This window comes from Lelliottia sp. RD5 (assembly GCF_056032945.1).
In genome coordinates this window covers 313,673-340,206 of record NZ_JBVYHQ010000004.1, presented here as the reverse complement: position 1 = coordinate 340,206, position 26,534 = coordinate 313,673, and the positions used below count along the sequence as shown (strand labels likewise).

Genomic DNA, 26,534 nt, shown 5'->3' with positions numbered 1-26,534 from the left:
ATTCGGGTATGATAGAGGAGCAGTGTTCGTAAGGTGAACGGAACACACCTCCGAGCCACCTGTTCCCCTCACCCCAATCCTCTCCCTAATGGAGAGAGAGTAAATTACGCGCACACTTACGTTTTAGAGATCCCTCACCCCAAATACTCAATCACCGACAACCCACCGTTATAATCCGTGCTGTAAATAATCCCCTGCGCATCCACAAACACATCGCAAGACTGAATCACCTGCGGGCGGTTCGGGCGCGTATCCATCATTTTCGAGGGCGCGGCCGGCACTAATGCACCGGTTTCCACCGGTCGATACGGATTCGAAATATCGTAGGCGCGAACACCCGCGTTCTGATACGTGGCAAAAATCAGCGTCGAACTGATAAAGCTGCCAGGGCGGTTTTCGTGCAAATTATGCGGCCCGAAGTGCGCCCCTTTCGCCACGTAATCCCGCTCATCCGGCTGCGGGAAGGTAGAAATACTCACCGGATTCGACGGCTCGCGAATATCAAACAGCCAGATCAGCTTCTCGCCGTCTTCCTGGTTATCCAGCACCGCTTCGTCCAGCACCACCAGCAAATCACGATCCGGCAACGGCAGCGCCGTATGCGTACCGCCGCCAAACGGCGGGCTCCAGTTGCGATGGCTGATAAGTTTCGGCTGGGTGCGGTCCTTTACGTCCAGCAGCGTCAACCCGCCGTCACGCCAGCTGCCGTAGGCCGTATCACCGGCAATAATCGCGTGGTGAAGCGCATAGCGTTTACCTTCGGGCCAGTTTGGCTGCTCACCTTCTGCCTGATTCATCCCCGGCAGCCACCAGCGGCCGGCCACTTCCGGTTTGCGCGGATCTGCCAGATCGATTGTCAGGAAAATATAATCGGTAAAACCGTCGATCAGCGCCGAAACATAGGCCCAGCGTCCGCCAACGTACCAGATACGGTGGATACCAATTCCATCGAGCGAAAGAAAGCTGATCTCGCGTGGCTTATCCGGCGTTGAAATATCAAAAATTCGCAGCCCCGCGCTCCAGCCTTTGTCCTGCACGTCGCTGACGGTTTCACCGACCTGACGGGTGTAATAGACCTTTTCGTCGGCAAAGCGCGCATCGGCAAACAGATCGCGGGCGTTGATCACCAGCAGCAGATCGTCATGCGCCTGCAAATGGACATTCCACGTGCCCGGCGGCGCAGGCACATAGCCCGCCGCTTTGGGATTTTTTGGGTCGCGCACGTCCACTATCGAAAAACCCTGCGACACCATATGACCGATATAGGCAAAACCGCGATGCACCATCAGCTGAACGCCGTCCGGGCGACCCCCCTGATCGCTATGGCCGATCAGCCGCATATTGCGGCTGTATTCAGGGGTGGGTAATGAAGAGTTCATATCACGTCCTGTTGATTGTCGCCCTCTCTCACAGGGAGACGAGCGGAGTGAGTCTTTACCCTCTCTCCCGGAAGAAGGTCAGAATGGGTCTTTTTCCCCTATCCGCATGGGAGAGGGTTGTAGTGAGGGCATCAGACCGCTCGAGGTAAAACCTAAACGGCAACGCTGTTGACGTTTTTAGCCTTTCCCCCTCTCCGCGTAGGAGAGGGTCGGGGTGAGGGCATCAGACCGCACGAGGTAAAACCTAAACGGCAACGCTGTTGACGTTTTAGCCTTTCCCCCCTCTCCCGTGGGAGAGGGTTGGGGTGAGGGCATCAGACCGCACGAGGTAAAACCTTAACGGCAACGCTGTTGACGTTTTTAGCCTTTCCCCCCTCTCCCGTGGGAGAGGGTCGGGGTGAGGGCATCAGAGCGCACCGTATAAATCAATTAATGACTTTTCGCTTCCAGCGTCGCAAACCACGGCGCGACGAAATCTTCCGTCTGGCCCCAGCCTGGAATGATTTTGCCAAGAGACGCCACATTCACCGCGCCAGGCTGCGCCGCCAGGAGCGCCTGCGGGATTGCCGCCGCTTTAAAATCATAAGTCGCAGGGGTGATTTCACCGGCGATTTTATTCGCGATCAGACGCACGTTAGTCGCGCCAATCAGCTTAGGATCGACCGCCACGCTCACTTTCCACGGGCTGCCGGATTCACGCATCAGCTGCAAATCCTGATTGGAAATATCAATGCTGTAGAGTTTGATTTCGGTACGGCCATTCTCTTTCAGCGCTTTATACGCGCCCTGGCTGAACGCATCCCAGGTGCCCCAAATCGCGTCGATCTGGCCTTTCGGGTATTTCGCCAGCACCGCGCCGACTTTGTTCGCCGTATCGCCCTGCACGTCAGAAGAAACGGCGCCGATAGATTCCAGCTCTTTGATACCCGGATACTGTTTTTGTAATTCTTTATACGCCGCCTGACGGCGCTCCATCGGCGGGAAGCCTGCTACCCACAGCTTGATGATATTGGCTTTGCCGTTGAAATCTTTCGCCAGTTGACCGAACGACAGATTCGTTAACGAGGCATCATCCTGCTGGGTGACGGTCACGCCGGGAATTTCACCGTTAACGGCTGTATCAAACACCGCCACTTTGATCCCCGCATCGACGGCTTTTTTCACCAGCGCGGTGGAATACGGATCACGACCCTGAGACAAAATAATGCCATCATATTTCTGGCTGATCGCCTGATTCACAAAGTCCTGAAATTTAGCGTCATCGCCGTTACTCAGAAAAGTGCTGACCTTAAAGCCGAGCTTTTTACCTTCCTGAATGGCGCCCGAAACAAACTGCGTGGTGTTGTCATCGGAGCCCAGGTTACGAATCACCGCAATGCGGATCGGGCCTTCATGGTTAGCGATCGCCGCCGGAACCGGCGCAGGCGTTGCCGCGTAACCAGGCAATGAACTCAGTAAACCCAGCGCCACCAGAGAGAGTGCGATTTTTTTCATTCTGTTATCCCGTTGTGTTGTGAAATGTTGTTAGCGTTTTTGTATGTAAGTCAGCGCCAGCGCCGCTGCCAGCACCAGCCCTTTTATAATGTCCATGGCGTAATACGGCACCGAAAGCATCACCAGCCCGTTCGACAGCACGCCGAGGATCACCGCCCCCACCAGCGTGCCCAGCGCGTTGGGTTTGCCGGAACCCGCCAGTGAAAAACCGATCCACGCCGCCGCGACCGCATCCATCAGATAGCCACCGCCCGCATTCACCTGCGACGATCCGATGCGCGACGCCAGCAAAATACCGCCCAGCCCCGCCAGCAGCGACGCAATCACGTAGGCCGCCACTTTGTAACGGGTGGTGCGAATACCGGAAAGACGCGCCGCTTCCGGATTGCCACCGATGGCGTACATACGGCGTCCGTGCGTGGTCAGCGATAACCCAAGCTGCGCCAGCAGCGTCACTGCCAGCATGATGATCACAATCGTGGGCACCTGACCCAGCAGACCAAACGCCGCCGGAATGGCTCCTTCCGCCATGTCGCCGCTCGGCATAACCATGTTTTCGGTAATCGATCCGCCGTAGCTGTAGGTCATCGCCACGCCCTGAATCACAAACAGGCTGGCAAGGGTCGCCAGCATGTCCGGAATACGCAGGATCACGATGAGAAAGGCGTTAAACAGCCCGACCAGTGTACAAAGCGCCAGGGTAATCAGAATCGATTCGGTGGTGCCAAATCCGTGCCAGACGAAAAGAGAGATCACCAGCGCATTCGCCAGCGACGCCGTTGACCCGACCGACAGATCAAAGCCACCGACGGTCAGTGAGATCGAGACGCCAATGGCGATCACCGTGACGATGGCGATCGATCGCAAGATATTGATGATGTTAAAGGGATCGAGGAAGTTGTCCGATGCGATACCAAAAATCGCGACCAGCGCGACAACGGTCAGCAACATGCCCCATTTATAGAGAAAATCGAAAAACTGCTGACGGCCCGACGCCGCTGTGTTTACTGAAAGGGCCTTGCTCACGACGCCGTACCTCCGGTTGAATAATAAAGTAATGTCTCTTCGCTGGCCTCGGCCCCGGCGATTTCCGCCACGATGCGTCCGTCCCACAGCACGCAGATGCGGTCGCACAATCCGACCAGTTCGGCGAATTCACCCGAGGCGTAAATCACCCCTTTGCCTTCGCGCGCCAGGCCATCAATAAGCTGGAACAGATCGGTTTTGGCCTTGACGTCCACGCCTTTGGTGGGCTCGTCAAAAATCAGCACGCTGGCCTCATTGCGCAGCCATTTGCCAATCGCTACTTTTTGCTGGTTGCCGCCGGAAAGACGACGCAACACCTGCCCGGGACCACGCGCACTCACGCCGACGCGGGCGATCACTTCCTCTGCCCACCGCCACGCCTGACGGTGACCGAACAGGCTCCAGCGCGAGAAGCTGTTATCGGCGCTCACCGACAAATTCATGCTCACCGGCTCGTCGATAAAAATGCCCTCTTTGCGCCGCTCCTCCGGGACCAGCGCCAGCCCGCGCAGCACGGAATCCGCCGGATCGCGCGGCTTCCAGGGTTGTTGATGTAGTTCACCACGCTCTACGCGGCTTTTGCTCGCGCCAAACAGCGCCTTACACAATTCGGTTTTTCCCGCGCCCGCCAGCCCGGCGATACCGAGAATTTCACCTTTACGCAGATGCAGCGAGATATCTTTCAGCAGCGCGTCATCGTGCAGCCCTTCCACGCGCAGCAGCGTGTCGTCGCTGTGTTTTGGCCGCGATGGCGGATAGATATCGCTCAGCTCGTGACCGAGCATTTTTTCGACGATCTCTTCGCCGCTCAAGGTCGCCATCGGACCGGATTCAATTAATTTCCCGTCGCGCAGCACCGTTAAGGTGTCGCAAATCGCTTTCAGTTCGTGGATGCGATGGGAGATAAACACCACGCCGATACCCTGCTGTTGCAGGCGTCTGACCACCGTAAACAGGCGTTCGCTTTCGTGGGCGTCCAGCGGCGCGGTCGGCTCATCAAGGATCAGAAAACGACAGTGATGCGACAGCGCGCGCGCCAGCAAAATTTGCTGTTTTTCCGCCAGAGAGCAGCTGTCAATCGAGCGACGCACGTTCAGGGAAACGTCGAGCTGCGCCAGCGCCTGCTTTGCCTGCTCGCGGATGGCGCGCCATCGGTAGCGATGCCCCGGCAGTGCCAGGTTATCGAGCATAATATTTTCAGCGATGCTTAATCCGGGGATGAGCGCCACGTCGACTTCCTGCTGCACCAGATGAATGCCCAACCGTTTGGCGTCGAGCGGCTCGCGGATCGCGACCGGCTGATTATTAATGCTGATTTCACCCTCGTAGTGGTCGTGGGTGCCGCACAGCACCGCCATCAGCGTCGATTTGCCAGCGCCGTTTGCACCCGTTAGCGCGTGCACGGTTCCGCCCGTCAGCGTGAAATCCACGCGCGACAGCGCCTGAAACCCGGAAAAGGCCAGGCTGATACCGCGCATCTCAAGGCGACTGGAGACCATCCGCGTAAATCCTTCATTAATATTTTGATTTATGGAATTTTTCACAGGTCGGGTTGACTGGCAATGATAGAAAAGGCATAAGATAAAGCTAAATATTATTAGCCATCCGGATGTCCAGACATAACATCAGGTTAGCGCTTCGCAAAAAGGACACCCAAAATGAGCAATACCGATATTCGTGTCGTACCCGGCCCGGCCAACTACTTCTCCCACAGCGGCAGCCTTGCGCGCCTGAACGATTTCTTCACGCCAGAACAACTTTCCCGCGCAGTGTGGATTTACGGCGAACGCGCCATCGAAGGGGCACGCCCTTTTCTGCCAGACAGCTTTAACGCCGATGGCGCAAAACATCTGCTGTTCAAGGGCCACTGCAGCGAGCGCGATGTCACGCATCTGGTGAATGAATCTGGCAGTGACGTCAGCGTCGTGATTGGCGTGGGCGGCGGCGCGGTAATGGATACCGTGAAAGCGGTCGCGCGACGTTTAACGGTGCCCTTCGTCGGTATTCCAACCATTGCCGCCACCTGTGCCGCCTGGACGCCGCTTTCGGTCTGGTATAACGACGCCGGTCAGGCGTTGCAGTTTGAGATCTTCGATGACGCCAATTTCCTGGTGCTGGTTGAGCCGCAAATTATTCTGAACGCCCCGGCGGAATATCTGCTGGCGGGCATCGGCGATACGCTGGCGAAATGGTATGAAGCGGTGGTTCTCGCGCCAAAACCAGAAGAATTGTCGTTAACCGTGCGTCTGGGCATTAACGGGGCGCTGGCGATCCGTGACGTGCTGCTGGAGAGCAGCGAACAGGCGCTGGCGGATCAGGCGCGCGGTGAGCAGACGCAGGCATTTCGCGATGTGGTTGATGCCATTATCGCCGGTGGCGGCATGGTCGGTGGGCTTGGCGAACGCTATACCCGCGTGGCGGCCGCGCATGCGGTACATAATGGTTTAACCGTGTTGCCGCAGACCGAAAAATTCCTGCACGGCACGAAGGTCGCTTACGGCATTCTGGTGCAAAGTGCCCTGCTCGGTCAGGACGACGTTCTGGCACAACTGATTGCCGCGTATACGCGTTTCAATCTGCCGACCACCCTGCGCGAGCTGGACGTGGACATCAACAACCGCGCCGAACTGGATCGGGTCATCGCCCACACGCTGCGCCCGGTAGAATCCATTCATTACCTGCCGGTTGCGCTGTCACCTGACGTTTTACGCGCCGCATTTGAGAAAGTGGAATCCTTCCGCCAGTAATTCCCCTCCCCCGTTCAGCGCATTGACGGGGGACAAACTCCCTCTATACCTAATGATGAATCTCACCACTCTCGTAAGAGGTCATCATGCAGATCGATTTAACAGGTAAAAAGGCGCTGGTCACCGGCGCCAGCCGTGGGCTGGGGCGCGCCATTGCGTTGTCGCTGGCACGCGCAGGTGCCGATGTGGTTATCACCTATGAAAAATCCGCCGATAAAGCCCAGGCTGTCGCCAATGAAATCGCCGCGCTTGGACGGCGCAGCGAAGCCATTCAGGCTGACAGCGCAAGCGCTCAGGCTATTCAGCAGGCGGTTAACCAAACGGCGCAAAGCTTGGGCGGGCTAGATATTCTGGTCAACAACGCCGGGATCGCGCGCGGTGGCCCGCTGGAATCCATGTCACTGGACGATATCGACGCGGTGATCAACGTGAATATTCGCGGCGTCGTGATCGCCATTCAGGCCGCGCTTGCGCATCTCAAAGACGGCGGGCGCATCATCAACATTGGCAGCTGTTTGGCCAATCGCGTGGCTCAGCCGGGAATCTCCGTGTATTCAATGAGCAAATCCGCGCTTAATTCCCTGACACGTGGCCTGGCGCGCGACCTGGGACCTCGGGGAATCACCGTCAACCTGGTGCATCCTGGCCCAACGGATAGCGATATGAATCCGGCGGATGGCGAACAGGCCGACTCACAGCGTCAGCTGATTGCTACCGGACATTACGGCACGCCGGAGGATATTGCGGCGGCAGTGACGTTTCTCGCCAGTCCACAGGCCGGACAGATTTCTGGCACCGGTCTGGATGTGGATGGTGGGTTAAACGCCTGAGAGAAATTTGCGATCGCAATTCCGCCTTTTTGCACGCCTCTGTCGACCGGCAGAGGCGTTTGCGAGCCATCCCGACCCCCTGCATTTTGCCGCTTTCCCCTGTCTTTTCTGCGCTTTACAGTACCTGCATAAGAAAATCAGAATTTAACTAATAACCTTATTATTTCCTTATAAAATGCAGGGGCGTACAGTGGAGGTACGGATGAAGATTATCTGGTCAAGAGCTGCAAAAAGAGATTTAGCTAAAATTGAGGTGCGCTCACAATCGAGAATCGAAGAGAAAGTGAACTCGATAACCGATAAAAATGCGCCTCAACCGGATATTAAAAAGCTATCTCTACCGGGCAATTACCACCGGCTTAGAGCGGGTGAATACCGCGTAATCTTTATGTTTCAGGGCGAATCACGAGATGTTTGCTACATCGTGGCAGTCAAGCGAAGAAGCTCAACGACCTATCTTCACGAGGAAAGCGTTCCCTATGGATGTGCAACTGATCGCTGATGCTGATGGAAAACCACAATATGCAGTCATTCCTTATGATGACTATCTTCGCATGCTCCCGCAAGCGGCTGAATATGACGACGAAAATGAGGATGACTGGGAAAGCGTTGATGACGAAAAGGATATCTACGATGACGTTGGATTACCCGCTGACGTTTGCAGCCTCATGACTTCTCAGCAAGTCAGCCTGCAGGCCGCGTGGCGAATTCTGCGCGGATTATCTCAGCAGGAAGTGGCCGACAAACTCGGCATCAGCCAGTCTGCCGTTTCGCAGCTTGAAGCGGTGGATTCTCGCCCGCAGAAGCGCACGCGAGAAAAGCTGGCCGCGATTTACGGCTGCACCCAGGAACAAATTAGTCTGTATCTGCCTAAAGAAGGCTAACAGCACTTCACGCCGCCTTTGGCACCGTAGCGCGCGTCCTGACGATCGCGGAAAAACTCTTCATAGGTCATCGGCGACTGATCGGGATGGGTGACACGCATGTGCTCGACATAGTTGTCGTAGTCCGGCACGCCAATCATCATTTTTGCTGCCTGGCCTAAGTATTTACCTGCTTTGGATAACGTGTCGAACATGCTGTTTCTCTCATTCAATCCCTCTCCCGTAAGGCCGAGGGTTTACTCTGTTCCCTCTCCCCACCGGGGAGAGGGTTAGAGGAGTGATTAGTTAATGCGCCCCTTTTGCCTGGGTCACAATGTCATCCAGATTTTCTGGCATTGGCTCATATGGCGTCTCTTTCGCCGTCGGCTTGTCTTCTTTGAGTGCCGCCAGCGCGGTCTTCAGAGAGTACAACGCCAGCACCACAACCACCACCATAAAGAAGATGGTCAGTCCGGCATCCAGGCGGTTATTGAATACCAGCTGTGAAAGCTGAGACTCAGTGTACTGCGCCGGGATTTTGCCGCTGTCGATCATCGCCTGGAACTTGTTAGCAATTGCCAGGAAACCGACTTTGTTGTCCGGACTAAAGGCTTTTTGCCAGCCAGCAGTCAGCGTACAGATCAACAGCCATGAGGTTGGCAACAGCGCCACCCATGCGTAACGCTGACGTTTCATTTTGAACAGCACGACCGCGCAGAGCATTAGCGCCATGCCTGCCAGCATCTGGTTGGCGATACCGAACAGAGGCCACAGGGTATTGATGCCGCCTAACGGATCGACCACGCCCTGATGCAGGAAGTAGCCCCAGGCCAGGACGCACAGCGCCGTCGCCAGCAGGTTCGCCGGCAATGAATCGGTGCGTTTCAGCCCCGGAGAGATCACCCCCAGCAGATCCTGCAGCATAAAGCGTGCGGCACGTGTACCAGCGTCGACCGCCGTCAGAATAAACAGCGCTTCAAACAGAATGGCAAAGTGATACCAGAACGACACATCCATCAGCCCGCCGAGCGCGCCATGAAGGATATACGCCATCCCCACCGCCAGCGTCGGTGCGCCGCCTGCGCGGGAGATAATCGACTGTTCCCCTACCTCATTGGCAATATGCGTTAGCGTTTCCGGTGTAATGGCAAAGCCCCAGCCGCTCACAACCTGCGCCGCAGAAGCGACCACGTCAACGGTGCCAGCAGGTGCCAGAACCGCCATTGGGCTGTTCATCGCAAAGTACACGCCCGGATCGATAATGCAGGCAGAAACCAGCGCCATGATGGCGACGAAGGATTCCATCAGCATGCCGCCGTAACCGATCAGGCACGCCTGGTTTTCATTCGCCAGCATTTTCGGCGTCGTGCCCGATGCAATCAGCGCATGGAAGCCCGATACCGCGCCACAGGCGATAGTGATAAACAGGAACGGGAACATGTTACCGGTCCAGACCGGGCCGGTGCCGTCAATGAATTTGGTCAACGCTGGCATGGTCAGCGTCGGGCGCATGATCAAAATACCAATCGCCAGGCCAACGATAGTCCCGATTTTGAGGAAGGTAGAGAGATAATCGCGTGGGGCCAGCAGCAGCCAGACCGGCAGAACAGCCGCCACAAAACCGTAACCCACCAGCATCCAGGTCAGCTGTACGCCGGTAAAGTCAAAATACGGTGCCCAGGTTGGGCTCTCCGCCACCCAGCCGCCCGAAATAATCGCGAACACCAGGAAGAACAGGCCAATGATTGACACTTCACCAATGCGCCCCGGACGGATGTAGCGAATGTAGATCCCCATGAACAGCGCCAGCGGAATGGTGAACGCCACGGTGTAGGTTCCCCACGGGCTGTGGGTCAGGGCTTTCACCACGATCATTGCGAGCACGGCCAGGATAATCACCATAATCATAAAAGTGGCGATCAGCGCGATAACCCCAGCGGTTGCGCCCATCTCCTCTTTCACCAGCTCACCGAGCGAGCGCCCGTCGCGACGAGTCGAGACGAACAGCACCATAAAGTCCTGCACTGCGCCCGCCAGCACCACACCCGCCAGGATCCAAATCATCCCCGGCAGATACCCCATCTGCGCCGCCAGTACCGGTCCGACTAACGGACCCGCCCCGGCAATCGCCGCAAAGTGATGGCCAAACAGCACTTTTTTATCCGTTGGAACATAATCCAGGCCGTCGTTATGCCGAACAGCGGGCGTCATGCGAGTACCGTCCACCGCCAGCACTTTGTCGGCGATAAAACGTCCGTAGAAACGATATGCGATCAGATAAATGCAGACGGAAGCCACGACTATCCATAGCGCATTGATCTGTTCACCACGATTGAGGGCGATGTAGCCCAGAGCAAATGCGCCTACAACAGAGAGCATTGCCCAGATGAGGTATTTCCCTGAGTTGTTCATAGTTGTTATCCGTTAGCGAGAAACAGTGAGATGTTACATTTTGTTTCTAGATCACGGCTTGAAATTTAACAACTTTGAAACGCAATAATGCGTGGTCAAACCAGATATTTACTTCACTGTGTTAAGCGGATCACTTTAGCGAGTGCCAGGATGGAAAATAGCACTGAGTTGATGTTTGCCCCTCACCCCAACCCTCTCCCCAAGGGAGAGGGAGAAAAGCAGAGCGCATTTTTGTTTTACGGGAGGAGCAGAACACCGCACGAGCGATTCCCTCTCCCCGTGGGAGAGGCAAAAAAGCAGAGCGCATTTTGTTTTACGGGAAGAGCAGAACACCGCACGAGCGATTCCCTCTCTCCAGGGGAGAGGGAAAAAAGCAGAGCGCTTTTTGTTTTACGGGAAGATCAGAACACCACACGAGCGATTCCCTCTCTCCAGGGAATAGGGAGAAAAGCAGAGCACATTTTGTTTTACGGGAAGAGCAGAACACCGCACGAGCGATTCCCTCTCTCCAGGGGAGAGGGAGAAAAGCGGAGCGCTTTTTGTTTTACAGAAGGAACAAAACCCCGCACGAGCGATTCCCTCTCCCGTGAGAGAGGGAGAAAAGCAGAGCGCATTTTTGGTTTACGGGAGGAGCAGAACACCGCACAAGCGATTCCCTCTCCCGTGGGAGAGGGTTAGGGTGAGGGCATCAAACCGCACCCACTACCCCAGCACCATCGTGCTCAACCGACAGGTGCAGCAGCGGCGTCCCTGTTCGTCGAAAATCACGATTTCCCAGCTCTGGTTCTGCCGTCCAAGATGCAGCGGCTGACAAACGCCGCGCACTTTTCCCTGCGATACCGCGCGATGGTGGGTCGCGTTCAGCTCGGTCCCCACCACGTTTTGCCCGTCGCGAGTCATCAGAAAACCGGCCATCGAACCGAGCGTTTCCGCCAGCGCCGCGGATGCCCCGCCGTGCAGCAGGCCAAACGGCTGATGTGTACGCGCATCCACCGGCATTTCGGCTTCCAGGGTGTCGTCGCCGATGCGCGTGTAAACCATGCCCAGATGCGCCACCATTGTGTTCAGACTGGTAGCGTTAAGTTCTTCAAGCGATAAGTGACGTTTCCAGATCATTACGCCCCCAGCGTTGAGCCGCCATCCACCACGATGTCCTGCAGCGTGATGTGGCTGGCGTGGTCTGAAGCGAGGAACAAAATCGTGCTGGCGATCTCCTGCGGACGCGCAATTTTGCCGAGCGGAATACCCAGCTTAAACTGCTCGCCAAAACCTCGAATGCGCTGCTGTTCGGCATCGTCGCTTACCCAGAGCGTGCGCTGCATGTCGGTATCAGTCGATCCTGGCGAGACGATGTTACACCGCACGCCGCTGCCCGCCAGCTCAAGACCCACGGTCAGTGCCAGGCTTTTCAACGCGGCTTTCGAGGCGCCGTACGCGCTCATCCCGATGCGCGGGGTATGTGCGGCGTCAGAGGCCACGGTGACGATCGCCCCGCCCTGCTGGCGACGGAACTGGCCCATCGTCTGCTGGAACAGGTTAAACGCCCCACCAACGTTTACCGCAAAGGTCTGCTGCCAGTCGTCCTGCGACAGCCGATCGGTTGCGCCCATGCGCAAAATTCCCGCCGCATTGACCAGCACGTCCAGACGTTCAATATTTCTCAGTAAGCGCTCGCAAACGTCATTCACCTGCGACGCGTCCGCCACGTTCAGCGTTTCTGTCACAAACGGATAATCGTTGGCCGGGAACGCGAGATCGAAGCCAGTTACCTGCGCGCCGGCCTCGACAAATGCCAGCGCCGTGGCGTAGCCAATGCCCTTACCCGCGCCCGTCACCCAGACGGTTTTACCGGTAAAATCGAATCCAGCCATCACTTCACCTCGCGGGACAGCAGCGCCCACCAGGCATCGAGGGTCGGATTTTTTGCCAGCATCACGAAATCGATATCGCCGTGAACTTTACGCCAGCGGGCAGCCAGCGCCATCATGCGCACGGAGTCGAGACCATAATCAATCAGGTTTTCGTCGTCCATCGGCTCGTCAGATTCGTCCAGCAGCGGCAGAATCACGGCACGTAGCGCCTCTTTGCTGGCGGGTACGGACGGCAGCAGCTCGTCTGTCATCACCACGCGTCCGGTGCGGCCCGCCACGTAGTTCAACGACATGAGATGCTCTTCGCGGCTGAAATCGGCCAGCGCGTCGGCGATAAAGAACGGCTTAATATCACGCATAAAGGCGTCGGTGGCGGTCGTCATGCAACCGATGTGCGCGTAAACGCCGGTGATCATCAGCTGATTGCGGCCCGTCTCTTTGAGCATCTGCTCCAGCGGCGAGCGGTGGAACGCGCTGTAGCGCCATTTCACCAGCACGGTGTCGGCTTCGTCAGGCGTCAGTTCCGATACGATACGCTGCTGCTCCGGCGAACGGGTTAGCCCCGGCCCCCACATGTCGTTCAGCAACGCACGGTCTTCGTCACTCTGCTCTTTTGGCTGCGCGGTGTAATAGACCGGAATATTGTGCTTTTTGCAGTAATCGCGAAGTTGCGCGATGTTCGCCACCACTTGCTCCATCATCGGGCAACTTTCGCCCCAGAAGTTGAGGAAATATTCCTGCATGTCGTGGATCAGCAGCGCGGCGCGCTCGGGCTCGAACGCCCAGTTCACTTTATTGTTCGGCAGTTGAGCGGCCGTCGGCAGCGCGTAACCGGTTAATTTTGGAATCGCCATAATCAGTTCCTCAGCCCTGGGCGCGTTCAGCGAGCCACAGGCGCAATTGTTTCTTGTCTACTTTCCCGACCGGTGTCAGCGGCAGCGCATCCACGCTCTCGACCCTGTCCGGCAGTTTGAATTCAGCAATCCCCTGCTCGCGCAGGAAACGACGCACGTCCACCGCGCGCAGGGGCTTTTTCACCACCAGATACGCGCAGCTTTTTTCGCCCAGCAGGCTGTCTTCCATGCTGACCAGCGCCGCGTGGATCACCGATTCGTGACGCAGCAGTAAATTCTCGATCTCTTCCGCTGCGATCTTCTCGCCGCCACGGTTGATCTGATCTTTTTCACGCCCCTGCACGGTGATGTAACCCTGCTCGTCGATGGAGATCAGATCGCCGGAGCAGTAAAAACCGTCGGCATCAAAAGCGCTGGCATTGTGTTCCGGGCTGTTGAAATAGCCACGGAAGGTGTACGGCCCGCGCGTCATCAAACGCCCGACTTCACCGCGCGGCAGCGGTTGTCCGTTTTCATCTGCCACCCACACTTCGTCATCCGGGCACATTGGACGGCCTTGAGTGTTCATGATGCGCTCCGGGGTGTCGTCGAGCGCGGTGTAGTTCACAAGCCCTTCCGCCATGCCAAAAACCTGCTGCAGCTGACAGCCAATTTCCGCCGGAATGCGCGCCGCAAGCGTGGCAGAAAGTCGTGCTCCGCCCACCTGTAATAGCGTCAGCGACGCCAGTTGAGCGTTACCCGCTCCTTCCGCGATGGCCTGCAACCACAGGCTGACCGCAGGAGGAACCAAAGACGCAACGTTGAGCTGGTGTTTTTCAATCAGTGGGAAGCAAAGCGTGGCGCTCGGATCGTTCGCCAGCGCCACGCACCCACCCGCCATAAATACGCCCAGCGATCCCGGAGAACTCATCGCAAAGTTGTGCGCTGCGGGCAGCGCGTTCAGGTAGCGCGTTTCAGCCGTAATGCCGCACACTTCGTTGCTGCGCAAAATGCTGTAGTAGTAGTCGTTATGCGTGCGCGGGATCAGCTTTGGCGTGCCGGTGCTCCCGCCAGAAAGCTGGAAAAACGCCACTTCATCGGCAGGCGTCGGGCTGGCGATAAAGTTGTCCGCCGGACGCGCAATGGCCGTCTCCAGCGCGTGTTCACCGTTATCACCGCGCAGCAGCACCACGCGCACGGAGCGGTGTTCATCGACAAACGTATTCAGGAAATCATCGTCCGCAAACAGCGCATGCTGGCGATCGGCAATCACCAGCGCGGGCGCAATTTGAAGTGCGTACGCGTTCAGCTCGCTGCGTTGATGGCTAAAAAGCGCATTCACGGGGGCGACGCCCGCCTGCAGCAGGGCAAAGAAAGTGATGTAAAACTCGGCCACGTTGCCCAGTTGCACCAGCGCCGTTTCGCCGCGCTTAATCCCCTGCGCCTGCAGTGCGGACGCGAGGTTATTCACTGCCTGGTGAAGCTGACGGTAGGTGTACTGCCGCTCGCCGTCGAAAACTGCCGTCGCGTCGCTGTCAGCATGACGCGTCAAAATGTCGGTCAGCGGCACATCTTGCCAGTAGCCTTTTTCACGGTAGCGCCGGGCAAATTCCTCAGGCCAACGGGTAAAGGGAAGCGTCATGATTATTCCTCAGTGCAAACCAAAAACGTTGAGCATGGTGGAGAGTTTGACGCCGGTTTCGCGCCATTCGCCGACGGGTGATGAGGCCGGGACAATGCCCGCACCAGCAAACAGGCGAACCGTGTTTTCATGGAGGCGCGCACAGCGGATCGTTACGACCCATTCTCCGTTGCCTTCGCTGTCGCACCAGCCGACGATCCCGCCGAACAGTTCGCGGTCAAACGGCTCCAGAGAGGCAATAATTTCTTTAGCGGCCTGATGCGGGAAACCGCTCAGCGCAGGCGTCGGGTGCAGCAGACAGGCCAGCGTCAGGGCATTTTCATTTTCCCGCGCTTCGCCTTCAATCGGCGTTGCCAGATGCCAGAGCGTAGGCGTGGTGATCAGCTGCGGTGAAGACGGCATTGCCAGCTTATGGCTGCGTTGTTCCAGCACGGTTTTCATCGCCTGCGTCACAAGATCGTGTTCGTGGCGGTCTTTTTCAGAGGCCAGCAGTTTGTTTCCGGCTTCGCGATCCAGCATATCGTCGGGCTGACGACGCGCAGAGCCGGCCAGCGGCAGCGAGCTGAAATGTGCCCCCTCTTTGCGCAGCAGCAGCTCAGGGCTCGCCCCCAGCAGCACACCGCCGTCTTCGAGCGGAACGTGGAAGTTAAAACTTGCCGGGTTTTGCGCGATCAGGCGTTCCAGCAACGCACCGCTGTCGATGTGCCGATCGGTGGCGATATCAATCAGCCGCGAGAGCACCACTTTATTGACCTGCGGCGTCGCAGTGAGGGCGGCGGCGCGGGCGACCATCTCTTCAAATACGGGCTGCGGTGGGATTTCCGTGCGGCTTACGACCGTCAACTCCTGCGCGCCGGAATGGTAGCGTGCGGATTTCTGTCGCGCCGGACGCGAAAAAGTTTGCCAGCTTTGCGGAATAAACAGTGACGAAGGTTTGCGGGTATCAAACGGAATGGCGCCCACCATAATGGGATGCGAAATCCCGCTGGCTTTAGCGTCATTGAAGGCCTGCGCCAGCTTTTGCTGGAAGGCGCCAGCCGGATCGTCGCCGCCTGCTGCGGACTCCGAAAAACGGGCAAAACAGCCAGATGTGGTGAAACTGCGGTTCGGCGACATAAAGAAAAAGCTGTCTGATTGCAGCGTGGTCGCGGTGTGTTGAACTTCCTCAGCCAATGACGTATCCATATCATCCTCCTAAAATGATAAACGCAGTAAGAATAATTATCATTTATATTTTCGATGGCTAACCTAATAGCAGAGCGCGACGGTGTCAACCGCCGACAGCGCAACTTGTGCGACTATTGCTTGCATCCCTTCGCCGCATTTATGAAAATGAGAAGCATTAACCTCCGCAAAAACAGGATGTCGCTTTGTGAAATGCCCTGCTGTTTGTCGTCACGCCCTGCTGTTGGCAGGCCTTTTTGTTTTAGGACTAACCTCAGCCATCGCCGCAGACTGGCCCCGTCAGGTCACCGACAGCCGTGGCGTTCATACCCTGGAAAGCAAGCCGACGCGCATTGTGTCTACCAGCGTCACGCTGACCGGTTCGCTGCTGGCCATTGACGCGCCGGTTGTGGCCAGCGGCGCGACGACGCCGAACAACCGCGTGGCGGATGCGCAAGGATTTATGCGCCAGTGGGGGGATATCGCCAAAAAACGGCAGGTTTCGCGTCTCTATATCGGCGAGCCAAGCGCTGAAGCCGTTGCCGCGCAAATGCCGGATCTGATTCTGATCAGCGCGACCGGCGGAGATTCTGCCATGGCGCTTTACGATCAGCTCTCCACTATCGCGCCGACGCTTGTCATCAATTATGACGACAAAAGCTGGCAGGAACTGCTGACTCAACTCGGCACGCTGACCGGACACGAAAAGCAGGCCGCCGCGCGTATCGCCGAATTTGATCAACAGCTGACGTTGGTGAAGCAGCAGATGAAACTCCCGCCGCAGCCGGTGAATGCGCTTGTTTACACCGCCGCCGCGCACAGCGCGAACCTGTGGACCGCGGAATCGGCGCAGGGCAAATTCCTGCAACAGCTCGGATTCCAGCTGGCTGAGCTGCCTGCTGGACTGAACACCTCAAAGAGCCAGGGTAAACGCCACGACATTATCCAGTTGGGTGGTGAGAATCTGGCGGCAGGGCTGAATGGACAAGGGCTATTTTTGTTTGCGGGCGACCAGAAAGATGTCGATGCGATCTACGCTAATCCGCTGCTGGCGCATCTGCCTGCGGTGCAAAACAAACGCGTCTGGGCGCTGGGTACGGAGACCTTCCGCCTGGATTATTACAGCGCCATTCTGGTGCTGGAACGTGTAAACGCGTTGTTCAAGTAAATACGAAATATACCCTCTCCTTTTTTGGGTGAGGGCATCGGGCTGAAAAGTAAAAACAAAACGGCAACTGGATTGCCGTTTTAGTCTTTTCTCCCTCTTCCTGTGGGAGAAGGTATCAAGCCGCGCAAGGTAAAAAAAACGGCAACTCAGTTGCCGTTTTAGTGTTGTCTTCCTCTCACCAGGGAGAGGACCGGGGAGAGGGCATCAGGCCGCACTATCCTTCAACACCACTTCCTGACGGAATCGGCGCAGCTCCGCCAGGGTTATCAGCAAAATCACACCGACAATCGCCAGCACAAATCCACTGCTGCTGGCTGATGCCACCGGCGTCATAATCACGCCAAGCCCGCCCAGGATCGCCGCCCCAATCGCATCGCCCGTCACGTTCTGCGCCGTCCATAAACCGTTGATGCGCCCCAGCATCCCTTCCGGCGTTTGCGTCTGAATCAGGGTGTATTGCAGCAACGAACTCACTGCGCTCAGCCAGCCAAACAGCGCCAGGCACACCACGCCCAGCGCCCAAAACGGCATCAGGCTAAAGAAAGCGATGGCGATAAACGAGGCGACGGTTGCAGAGAGCATAATCAGCCCCGGGCGCGCACTGTGTGCCAGATTGCCACTGGTCAGCGCGCCAAATGCCGCACCGAGTGGGATCGCCGCATACAGCAGGCCAATTTGCGAGGCGCTCATTTGCCACTCCATCGCCAGCGCCGGATAGAGCACGCGCACCGCACTCGCCATCGTCAGCAGCCCGCCCAGCAGGGCGATGCCGCCAATCAGCGGATTGCTAAACAGAAAACGAATTGCCGCCATCAACGATTTCAACGGGTGTTCGCGCGGCTGCGGCGGGGGCGGCAAAAGCGGCAAGCGCAGCAGGGTTAACGTGGTGATAAAGGTTCCCGCTGCCGCTAAACCGTAGTTCCACGCCACGTTGCCGGTCGCCAGCAACAGGCCGCCAACCATCGGTGAAATCACCGATCCGAGACGTACGGTGAGCATGGTGATCGCCCCCGCCTGCATCAGATTTTCTCGCCCAACCAGCGCAGGCGTAGCCGCCAGAAGTGCCGTCACGCCCAGCGAGGCGAAGAAGCCGTCCCATAATCCCAGCGCATAAATCGCGATCAGCGACGGCTCCGGCAGCATGGCGTTCAGGCACAGGCCAATAAAGCCAACGCCGCACGTCCCGCGCGCCAGCAGAATCAATTTTTTACGCTCGTGGCGATCCGCCAGCACCCCGCCGACCATTAGCCCAATAAACATCGCGCTGCCCGTTAAGGTCACAGACAAACCAACCAGCCAGCTGGATTGCGTCATGGCCTGGATTTGCACCGGTACGGCAACGCCGAGCAGTCCGAGGGATAAAATGGAGATGAAACGCGCGATAAAAACGGCGCGAAACGCCGGATGCGTCTTGAGAAGGCTGAGATTGAGCAGCCAGGATTTTTGATTCATGACAAGGCCTTGAGATCTATCAATACCCTAAATAATTCAAGTTGCAGGAAGGCGGCGACACAGGAAATCCCCGGAAAATTACTTTGGTAAATGACCGGGGTGAGCGGGGAAAGCCAACGCGCCTGCAGCGTGAAGTATGACGGGTATATCTACCAATTTTATGGTGGCACATGCTAACATAGCCAAATAAGATAGATAACGATAATTACTATCATTATCAAATCATGGACGTTGCTATGTTGTCTTCTCCTCTCGCGGTACGCGCCGTTGCGGTGCCCTTTTTGTTGTTGCTGTTAATTCTTGCTATGGCACTCAGCCTGCTGGTTGGCGCGAAACCGCTGCCTGCATCCGTCATTTTTGACGCGCTTTCCGGAACATGCCAAAGCGCCGACTGTACGATTGTGCTCGACGCACGACTGCCGCGCACGCTCGCCGGATTGCTGGCGGGTGCGGCGCTTGGCCTGGCGGGAGCACTTATGCAAACGCTGACCCGTAATCCGCTGGCCGATCCCGGTATTCTGGGCGTCAACGCGGGGGCCAGTTTTGCGATTGTGCTCGGCGCGGCGCTGTTTGGACTCTCCTCCCCAACCGAACAACTGGTGATGGCATTTTGCGGCGCGCTTGCCGCATCGTTGCTTGTCGCCTTTACCGGCAGTCAGGGTGGCGGCCAGCTAAGCCCGGTACGCCTGACGCTGGCAGGCGTGGCGCTCGGCGCGGTGCTTGAAGGGTTATCGAGCGGCATTGCGCTGCTGAATCCCGATGTCTGGGATCAGCTACGCTTCTGGCAAGCCGGATCGCTGGATATCCGTACGCTACAAACGTTGCACATTGTCACGATCCCGGTGCTTATCGCCGCTATCGTTGCACTCTTTTTAAGCCGTGCACTCAACAGCCTGAGCCTCGGCAGCGACACCGCCACCGCCCTCGGTAGCCGCGTGGCACGTACCCAGTTGATTGGATTATTAACGATCACCGTATTGTGCGGCAGCGCGACGGCGGTCGTTGGGCCGATTGCGTTTATTGGCCTCATGATGCCGCATATGGCACGCTGGCTGGTGGGGGCCGATCACCGCTGGTCGCTCCCTGTCACGCTGCTGGCGACGCCGGTTCTGCTGCTTTTTGCCGATATTATTGGTCGTGTGCTGGTGCCGGGCGAGCTGCGCGTTTCGGTGGTCAGTGCGTTTATTGGCGCGCCGGTGCTGATTTTCCTGGTTCGCCGTAAGCGTGGAGGTGGGCTGTGATAACCCCTTCCCGCCGATTAGTCAGCACGTGCCTGCTGCTGGTACTCGCCAGCCTCATGGCCGCCGTCTGGAGTTTGCGCAGCGGTGCGGTCACGCTCGATTTTATGCAGGTTTTTGACGCCTTCACCGGCAGCGCGCCGCGTAATATCACGATGGTCGTCACCGAATGGCGTTTACCACGCGTGGTGATGGCGATTCTGGTGGGTGCTGCGCTCGGCGTGAGCGGCGCGATTTTCCAGTCGCTGCTGCGCAACCCGCTGGGCAGCCCGGATGTAATGGGCTTCAACACCGGCGCGTGGAGCGGCGTGTTAGTCGCGATGGTGCTGTTTGGTCAGCATCTCACGGCGATTGCCTTTTCGGCGATGGCGGGCGGCGTGCTCACCTCGCTTGTCGTCTGGGCGCTGGCCTGGCGCAACGGAATCGAAACCTTCCGCCTGATTATTATTGGCATTGGCATTCGCGCCATGCTGATGGCCTTCAACACCTGGCTGCTGCTGCGCGCATCGCTTGAAACGTCGCTCTCCGCCGGGCTGTGGAACGCAGGGTCCTTGAACGGCCTGACGTGGGCCAAAACGCTCCCCGCCACACCGATTATCATGCTGATGTTTGTCTGCGCGTGGCTGCTGGTGCGCAGAATGCGCCTGCTGGAGATGGGCGATGATAGCGCCTGCGCGCTGGGCGTGGGCGTTGAACGCTCGCGTCTGACGCTCATGCTGGTCGCCGTCGTCCTTACCGCTGCCGCTACCGCCATTGCGGGGCCTATCTCCTTTATCGCGCTGGTTGCCCCGCACATCGCCCGCCGCATGAGCGGCACGGCGCGCTGGGGCCTCACCCAGTCGGCGCTGTGTGGCGCACTTTTATTGCTGGTCGCGGACCTCTGCGCCCAGCAGCTGTTTATGCCTTATCAACTGCCGGTGGGCGTCGTGACCGTCAGTCTTGGCGGTATCTATCTCATCGTGTTGTTAGTTCAGGAGTCCCGCAAGAAATGACCCAGACAGCGACCCGCTTGCGCGGTGAAAACCTCACCCTCGGTTACGGCAAAAAAACCGTGGCGCATGAGTTAAATGTGGCAATTCCTGACGGCCATTTTACGGCGATTATCGGCCCGAACGGCTGCGGAAAATCCACGCTGCTGCGCACCCTGAGCCGTCTGATGACGCCGCAGCACGGGAGCGTGTATCTCGACGGCGAACAGATTCAGCAGTTTGCCAGTAAAGAGGTGGCGCGGCGCATCGGGCTGCTGGCGCAAAACGCCACGACGCCGGGCGACATCACCGTACAGGAGTTGGTCGCGCGCGGGCGTTATCCGCATCAGCCGATGTTTACCCGCTGGCGCAAAGAGGATGAAGCGGCGGTGACGGCCGCGATGCGGGCAACGGGCATAACCGATCTCGCTGGGCAGAGCGTCGATACGCTCTCCGGCGGACAGCGACAGCGCGCCTGGATTGCAATGGTACTGGCGCAAGAGACGTCGATCATGCTGCTGGATGAACCGACGACCTGGCTGGATATCAGCCATCAGATTGATCTCCTGGAATTGCTAAGCGATCTCAACCGTACGCAGGGGTATACCCTGGCGGCGGTGCTGCATGATTTGAATCAGGCGTGCCGCTACGCCACGCATCTGATTGCATTGCGCGACGGGAAAATCGTGGCGGAAGGCGCGCCGAAAGAGATTGTGACGCCTGAGTTGATCGAGCGGATCTACGGAATGCGCTGCATGATTATCGACGATCCGATTGCCGGTACGCCGCTGGTCGTGCCGATAGGACGGCGTGCGGTCTGATTCCCCCCAAGCCTCTTCCCAAAGGGAGGAAACACTAAAACGGCAACCGCGTTGCCATTTTACTTTTACTTTTACCTTATGCGGCCTGGTGCACTCACCTCGCCCTCTACCACAGGGAGAGGGAGAAGACACTCAAAATGGCTACAACGTTGCCATTTTACTTTTACCTTGTGCGGTCTGGTGCACTCACCTCGCCCTCTACCACAGGGAGAGGGAGAAGACACTCAAAATGGCTACAACGTTGCCATTTTACTTTTACCTTATGCGGTCTGGGGCCCTCACCCCGGCGCTGTCCCATGGGGAGAGGGCGAAAATCACCAGCTATAAGATATAGAACGGTGAACAGTGAACAGTTCCTTATCCCTCGGGAAGAGAGAGAAAGGCCACCTGCGCGCCCGGTTTGTCGGGAAGCGATCTGCCGGACTGAATAGCTGCGCCGAACGGTCCCCTCTCCCGTGAGGGAGAGGGGTAGGGTGAGGGGGAAAAGCTACTCAAAAATATCTTTCAGCGGGGAAAATCTACCCCAAAATCTCTTTCAGCACGGGGCCAATTTGCTCGAACGCCTGCGGCGAAATGATATCGACATGGGCGCAATCCTGATGATAAACCTCCAGCTCATTCACCCACGGCTCCCACGCCTGCTGCGGATCCATCGTTCGCGTACGCTCGGCGACAAACAGCGTCGCTTTCCCTTCGAAGCGTGAACTGCGCGCGGTCGTCAGCAAGCGCACCGCATCCGCGTAGTTGCCTTCAATCGCGTTAAACAGCTCGCTGGATGCCTGCTCCTGCTGCGCCGCAACAAACGCTTCACGCTCGCGCTCGATTTCCGCCAGCACTTGTGGATCAAGACCGTTGGCCTCTTTCTCAGCCCAGTTTTGCGTCTCCGGCGGCCAGGTGTCCAACAGCCCCAGGAAGGCCACCTCTTCGCCCTGCTCGCGCAGACGCGCCGCGATACCCTGCGCTAACGTCCCGCCGAGTGAATAGCCGAACAGATAATACGGCCCGTGCGGCTGCTGCGCGCGCAGCGTGTTGAGATGATGCGCGATCACCTCATCCAGCGTCGCACACTGCGCCATCGGTCCTTCCGGACGTGGCGACTGAATGCCGGTAATCGACCAGCGCGGGTTGAGATAGCGCGCCAGCACGCTGAATTGCCACGCAAAACCGGACGCCGGATGGAAGCAGAACAGCGTCGGGCCATCGCTTTGTCGCAGCGGCAAAATCGTCTCAAAGCCCAGACGCTGCGCCTGTTCATCGCTGATTTGCGACGCCAGCAGGGTACTTAACTGATTCACCGTCGATGCCACCATAATCTGTCCCGGTGTCACCTTGCGAGAAAATGCCCGGCTCAGCTGTGCCGCCAGGCGCATCGCCAGCAGCGAGTGACCGCCGAGCGCAAAGAAATCCGCCTCGATGTCATTCACGTCGCAGCCCAGAAGATCAGAAAATGCCTGCGCGACGGCGATTTCCGTTGCCGTTTCCGGCACGCGCCCGGAGGCGCTGTGAGTCAGATCAGGCATCGGCAGCGCTTTACGATCCAGTTTGCCGTTCGCCGACAGCGGCAGTTCACTGATTTGCAACAGCACCACCGGGACCATATGGGCCGGGAGCTGCGCTTTCAATGCGTCCAGCAATGCCTCGCGATCCAGCGGCAAGCCGGATTCGGACACCACGTATCCCACCAGCTGACGCGCATCGCCGCCGGTGGCCGCCGCCTGATTAAACACGCAGGCGTGCGCGACTGCCTGCGCCACGTCAGGCAGCGATAACATCGCCCGGTCGATTTCGCCCAGCTCAATACGCTGGCCACGAATTTTCAGCTGATCGTCGCTGCGGCCCAGATATTCCACCGCGCCATTATCCAGCCAGCGGGCGACGTCTCCGGTGCGGTACATCCGCTCGCCTGGGGCAAACGGATCGGCGATAAAGCGGCTGGCGGTCAGATCAGGGCGTCCCAGATAGCCCTGCGCCAGTTGAATGCCGGTGAGATACAGATCGCCCGCCACGCCAAACGGGACCGGTCGCATCAGGCCATCCAGAATGCGCAGGCCGGTATTCCACACCGGGAAACCAATCGGTACGCTGTTGCCCGACACCGCCGCCAGCGCGTCGCCAAACGCCGGATACCAGCTCACGTCCACCGCCGCTTCCGTCGGGCCATACAGGTTATGCAGCGGCGCGTGTGTCAGCTCTTCCCACTCACGGCACAGTGCCGTCGGCAGCGCTTCACCGCTACAGAACACCTGTTTCAGGCTCGCGCAGCAGTCCGCATTTTCTGGCGTCAATGAGGCGACAAACGCCGCCAGCATCGAGGGTACAAAGTGGGTGGTGGTCACGCCATAATGCGCGAAGAACTGCTGCATCGCGAGCGGATCGCGGTGCGCATCTGGCTCGGCCATCACCAGTTTTGCCCCGGCGATAAACGGCCACCAAAATTCCCATACAGAGACGTCAAAGCTGCAGGGTGTTTTCTGCGCCACCACGTCCTGAGCGGTGAGCGGATAGTGGTTTTGCATCCACAGCAGACGGTTGACGATGGCGGTTTGCCCTACCATTACCCCTTTCGGGCGTCCGGTCGAACCGGAAGTAAAGATGATGTACGCGGTCTGCTGCGGTGCACACAGGCCCAGTGGTTCACTGCCCGCAGCAGGCAATAGTGTGTTGTAACTAAACGACGGAATCGGCAGATCGCTAAAACGCGGGAGCTGATCGTCGGTGGTGATCAGAAGCGTTGGCTGCGCGTCTTCCAGCATCATGCGCAGGCGATCGTCCGGATAACCGGTGTCGAGGGGCAGCCAGGCGGCACCTGCCTCAACAATGCCGTGCAGCGCCAGGGTCAGAAACACCGAGCGCGGCAATGCGACGGCGACGCTGTCGCCCGGCTTCACGCCGCGTTCGCGCAGCGTTGTCGCCAGCGCCACCACCTGCTCGCGCATCTGGCGATAGTTGAGTTCAATGTGGGCATCCGCCAGAGCGGGTGCGTCCGGCGTTTTTTGCGCCTGCTCTGCCACCAGCGCACTCAGCGTGGTGAGCGGCAATGAGACGCCCGTATCGTTAATGTGTTCAAGCTGCTGATATTCCTGCGGCGAGACAGTTTCGGCGTCGCCACATTTCAGGCTAGCGTTGGCCGCAAATTGCGCCAGCAGCCTGTCCAAGCGCGTGACGTGTCGCGTCAGCGTTGCCTCGTCGTAGCGCTGTTTGTTCGCCAGAATTTCAATACTCAAACCGCCCTGCTCGTCCGGGAACAGCGCCAGCTCCAGATCGTTGACTGGACCGGTCGCCAGCATGTGCGTTGTCGCCTGCACGCCGTCCAGCTCGAGTTGATAATCAAAGACTTTGACGTTCAATACCGGACCAAACAGCGCTTCATCGCCCGCTGCACGGCCGCTGTCGCGAACAATCTGCTCAGCGTCATAACGCTGGTGGCGACGCATCTTTTTCAGCTGATTCGCCAGACGCTGCGCCAGCGCCGGCAGCGTTTCGTGCGGATCAATATTCACCGCCATCGGCAGGACGTTTAGCACCGGACCGGTTGCCGTGAGCGCCGCCGATCCCATGCGGCGCATAAAGATAAATCCGGCGGCGTAATCGAGCCGTCCGGTCAGACGCCCCAGCCACAGCGCGACCAGCGCCAGCGCCAGATCGGTGCGCTGAACCTGGCCTGATGCCTGGGCAAGCTGGCTAAACGCGCGGCTATCGGCAGTCAGCTTAAGACGCAAGATATCCGTCGTGGTGGCACGTCCCGGCAGCGGCGCGGCTGAGAGCGACACCGGCGGCGGCAGCTGTTTGCGCTGCTCGGCCCAGAATGCGCCATCACGCGGGTACGCCTCGCTTTCGCGATAACGCTGATATTCGTCCACCACCTCGGAAAACGGCGTAAAGGGTGATTCCGGCGTCGGTTGGCCCATAGACAGTGCACGATAAATATTCACGATCTGGCGGGTAATGGCCGGGAAACTGAAGCCATCGACCACTAAATGGTGATAACGCTGATACCAGAACCAGTTGTTTTCGCCCACCTGAATCAGCTGATGAAATGCCAGCGGCTGGCCGCTGTCGACACGCAGGTTCTGATTAAGATCGGCCTCCATCAGCGCCATCGCCGCCGCGTGCGGCGAGGCGTGATGACGCATATCGACAATTTGCGGCTCAGCGAAAACCATCGTCTCATCAATCCACTGCCACACGTCGCCGTTGTCTTCGCTAAAGCGCGTGCGCAGGGTATCGGCCTGCATCATGCCCGCCACTATCGCTTTTGCCAGCAGCGGCGCGTTGATTTCGCCGTTCAGCTCGGTGTAGTGCGCCACGCTCCAGGCGTTTGGCAACGTTGAAAGCTGCTCCGCCATCCAGATCCCCGTCTGGGCCGCCACGAGAGGAAGACGCGCGCTCATGCTTTATCCTCCGCAAAATGAGAGGGTACAAGCGTCTGCCAGTTTTCGGTCAGCCATTGTTCGCAGTCTTGCAGAGATCGTGGCTCGCAGATCACACGCCAGCCAGCGGGCAATGCGCACCCCTGCGGCCACAGACTGTACTCACCGTGGTGATTTTGCAAAATAGCGAATTGCCCCTGTGGATTGTCGAAGGGATTACTGAATTCCATACAAACTCCTGTCGAGAGAAATCGCC

The 26,534-nt window shown here is 58.0% G+C and carries 22 protein-coding genes; 8 read left to right on the top strand and 14 right to left on the bottom strand.

Going from position 1 to position 26,534, the window contains the following annotated elements; translation table 11 throughout:
• Positions 1 to 134: 134 nt before the first annotated feature.
• From AC0LWE_RS15700 to AC0LWE_RS15685, 4 genes are all read right to left on the bottom strand, one after another.
• Positions 135 to 1,379, bottom strand: a complete 1,245-nt coding sequence (locus tag AC0LWE_RS15700) for an LVIVD repeat-containing protein (protein ID WP_219346895.1) — start codon at positions 1,377 to 1,379, stop codon at positions 135 to 137.
• Between the two features lie 429 nt (positions 1,380 to 1,808).
• Positions 1,809 to 2,873, bottom strand: a complete 1,065-nt coding sequence (locus AC0LWE_RS15695) for a sugar ABC transporter substrate-binding protein (RefSeq protein WP_219346896.1) — start codon at positions 2,871 to 2,873, stop codon at positions 1,809 to 1,811.
• 30 nt (positions 2,874 to 2,903) lie between these two features.
• The gene (locus AC0LWE_RS15690) at positions 2,904 to 3,899 is read right to left on the bottom strand and encodes an ABC transporter permease (protein ID WP_131488263.1); all 996 of its coding nucleotides are present in this window, start codon (positions 3,897 to 3,899) and stop codon (positions 2,904 to 2,906) included.
• Positions 3,896 to 5,398: a sugar ABC transporter ATP-binding protein gene (locus tag AC0LWE_RS15685; RefSeq protein ID WP_219346897.1), complete on the bottom strand. Its 1,503-nt coding sequence runs from the start codon at positions 5,396 to 5,398 to the stop codon at positions 3,896 to 3,898. The genes AC0LWE_RS15690 and AC0LWE_RS15685 overlap by 4 nt, the downstream gene beginning before the upstream one ends.
• A 159-nt stretch (positions 5,399 to 5,557) precedes the next feature.
• Between AC0LWE_RS15685 and AC0LWE_RS15680 the strand changes: the two genes are divergently transcribed.
• The 4 genes from AC0LWE_RS15680 to AC0LWE_RS15665 all read left to right on the top strand — a co-directional run bounded on the left by AC0LWE_RS15680 (position 5,558) and on the right by AC0LWE_RS15665 (position 8,360).
• Positions 5,558 to 6,646 carry an oxidoreductase gene (locus tag AC0LWE_RS15680; RefSeq protein ID WP_202694216.1) on the top strand — a complete coding sequence of 363 codons (1,089 nt, stop codon included), beginning with the start codon at positions 5,558 to 5,560 and terminating at the stop codon, positions 6,644 to 6,646.
• Between the two features lie 86 nt (positions 6,647 to 6,732).
• Complete coding sequence (locus AC0LWE_RS15675; protein ID WP_219346898.1) at positions 6,733 to 7,476, top strand: SDR family NAD(P)-dependent oxidoreductase; 744 nt, start codon at positions 6,733 to 6,735, stop codon at positions 7,474 to 7,476.
• 202 nt (positions 7,477 to 7,678) lie between these two features.
• Positions 7,679 to 7,978: a type II toxin-antitoxin system RelE family toxin gene (locus tag AC0LWE_RS15670; protein ID WP_072241809.1), complete on the top strand. Its 300-nt coding sequence runs from the start codon at positions 7,679 to 7,681 to the stop codon at positions 7,976 to 7,978.
• Positions 7,956 to 8,360, top strand: a complete 405-nt coding sequence (locus AC0LWE_RS15665; RefSeq protein WP_059178698.1) for a helix-turn-helix domain-containing protein — start codon at positions 7,956 to 7,958, stop codon at positions 8,358 to 8,360. Before AC0LWE_RS15670 ends, AC0LWE_RS15665 begins: the two co-directional genes overlap by 23 nt.
• Here the strand turns inward: AC0LWE_RS15665 and AC0LWE_RS15660 are convergent.
• The 7 genes from AC0LWE_RS15660 to entC form a co-directional block, all read right to left on the bottom strand.
• On the bottom strand, positions 8,357 to 8,554 hold the full coding sequence (locus tag AC0LWE_RS15660; protein WP_041689339.1) for a YbdD/YjiX family protein: 198 nt from the start codon (positions 8,552 to 8,554) through the stop codon (positions 8,357 to 8,359). The genes AC0LWE_RS15665 and AC0LWE_RS15660 overlap by 4 nt on opposite strands.
• Positions 8,555 to 8,645: 91 nt before the next feature.
• The gene (gene cstA, locus AC0LWE_RS15655; protein ID WP_131488251.1) at positions 8,646 to 10,751 is read right to left on the bottom strand and encodes a pyruvate/proton symporter CstA; all 2,106 of its coding nucleotides are present in this window, start codon (positions 10,749 to 10,751) and stop codon (positions 8,646 to 8,648) included.
• Between the two features lie 702 nt (positions 10,752 to 11,453).
• Positions 11,454 to 11,867, bottom strand: coding sequence for a proofreading thioesterase EntH (entH, locus tag AC0LWE_RS15650; RefSeq protein ID WP_059178700.1), 414 nt, complete (start codon positions 11,865 to 11,867; stop codon positions 11,454 to 11,456).
• Positions 11,867 to 12,622, bottom strand: coding sequence for a 2,3-dihydro-2,3-dihydroxybenzoate dehydrogenase EntA (gene entA, locus AC0LWE_RS15645; RefSeq protein ID WP_219346899.1), 756 nt, complete (start codon positions 12,620 to 12,622; stop codon positions 11,867 to 11,869). Before entA ends, entH begins: the two co-directional genes overlap by 1 nt.
• A complete protein-coding gene (locus AC0LWE_RS15640) occupies positions 12,622 to 13,476 on the bottom strand; it encodes an isochorismatase (protein ID WP_202667201.1) in 855 nt (284 codons plus the stop codon). The genes entA and AC0LWE_RS15640 overlap by 1 nt, the downstream gene beginning before the upstream one ends.
• A gap of 10 nt (positions 13,477 to 13,486) precedes the next feature.
• A complete protein-coding gene (gene entE, locus AC0LWE_RS15635; protein WP_202667202.1) occupies positions 13,487 to 15,097 on the bottom strand; it encodes a (2,3-dihydroxybenzoyl)adenylate synthase EntE in 1,611 nt (536 codons plus the stop codon).
• A gap of 9 nt (positions 15,098 to 15,106) precedes the next feature.
• A complete protein-coding gene (gene entC, locus AC0LWE_RS15630) occupies positions 15,107 to 16,282 on the bottom strand; it encodes an isochorismate synthase EntC (RefSeq protein ID WP_059178704.1) in 1,176 nt (391 codons plus the stop codon).
• Between the two features lie 187 nt (positions 16,283 to 16,469).
• On the opposite strand from entC, the gene fepB reads away from it, so the two are divergent.
• The gene (gene fepB, locus AC0LWE_RS15625) at positions 16,470 to 17,429 is read left to right on the top strand and encodes a Fe2+-enterobactin ABC transporter substrate-binding protein (protein WP_219346900.1); all 960 of its coding nucleotides are present in this window, start codon (positions 16,470 to 16,472) and stop codon (positions 17,427 to 17,429) included.
• Between the two features lie 204 nt (positions 17,430 to 17,633).
• Here fepB and entS read toward each other — a convergent pair whose 3' ends face one another.
• The gene (gene entS, locus AC0LWE_RS15620; protein WP_202667205.1) at positions 17,634 to 18,881 is read right to left on the bottom strand and encodes an enterobactin transporter EntS; all 1,248 of its coding nucleotides are present in this window, start codon (positions 18,879 to 18,881) and stop codon (positions 17,634 to 17,636) included.
• A gap of 236 nt (positions 18,882 to 19,117) precedes the next feature.
• Here entS and fepD point away from each other — a divergent pair, with 236 nt between their 5' ends.
• Genes fepD through fepC form a run of 3 tightly spaced genes read left to right on the top strand, consistent with a single transcriptional unit; the run spans position 19,118 to position 21,908 of the window.
• Entirely contained in the window at positions 19,118 to 20,122 is a 1,005-nt protein-coding gene (gene fepD, locus AC0LWE_RS15615) for a Fe(3+)-siderophore ABC transporter permease (RefSeq protein ID WP_059178707.1), read from the top strand.
• Positions 20,119 to 21,111, top strand: a complete 993-nt coding sequence (gene fepG / locus AC0LWE_RS15610; RefSeq protein WP_219346901.1) for an iron-enterobactin ABC transporter permease — start codon at positions 20,119 to 20,121, stop codon at positions 21,109 to 21,111. The genes fepD and fepG overlap by 4 nt, the downstream gene beginning before the upstream one ends.
• Positions 21,108 to 21,908, top strand: coding sequence for an iron-enterobactin ABC transporter ATP-binding protein (gene fepC, locus AC0LWE_RS15605; protein WP_059178709.1), 801 nt, complete (start codon positions 21,108 to 21,110; stop codon positions 21,906 to 21,908). The genes fepG and fepC overlap by 4 nt, the downstream gene beginning before the upstream one ends.
• A gap of 518 nt (positions 21,909 to 22,426) precedes the next feature.
• On the opposite strand, the gene entF is transcribed toward fepC, so the two are convergent.
• Both entF and AC0LWE_RS15595 read right to left on the bottom strand, forming a co-directional pair.
• Positions 22,427 to 26,299: an enterobactin non-ribosomal peptide synthetase EntF gene (gene entF, locus AC0LWE_RS15600; RefSeq protein ID WP_219346902.1), complete on the bottom strand. Its 3,873-nt coding sequence runs from the start codon at positions 26,297 to 26,299 to the stop codon at positions 22,427 to 22,429.
• Entirely contained in the window at positions 26,296 to 26,508 is a 213-nt protein-coding gene (locus AC0LWE_RS15595; protein ID WP_131488232.1) for an MbtH family protein, read from the bottom strand. The genes entF and AC0LWE_RS15595 overlap by 4 nt, the downstream gene beginning before the upstream one ends.
• Between the last annotated feature and the right edge of the window lie 26 nt (positions 26,509 to 26,534).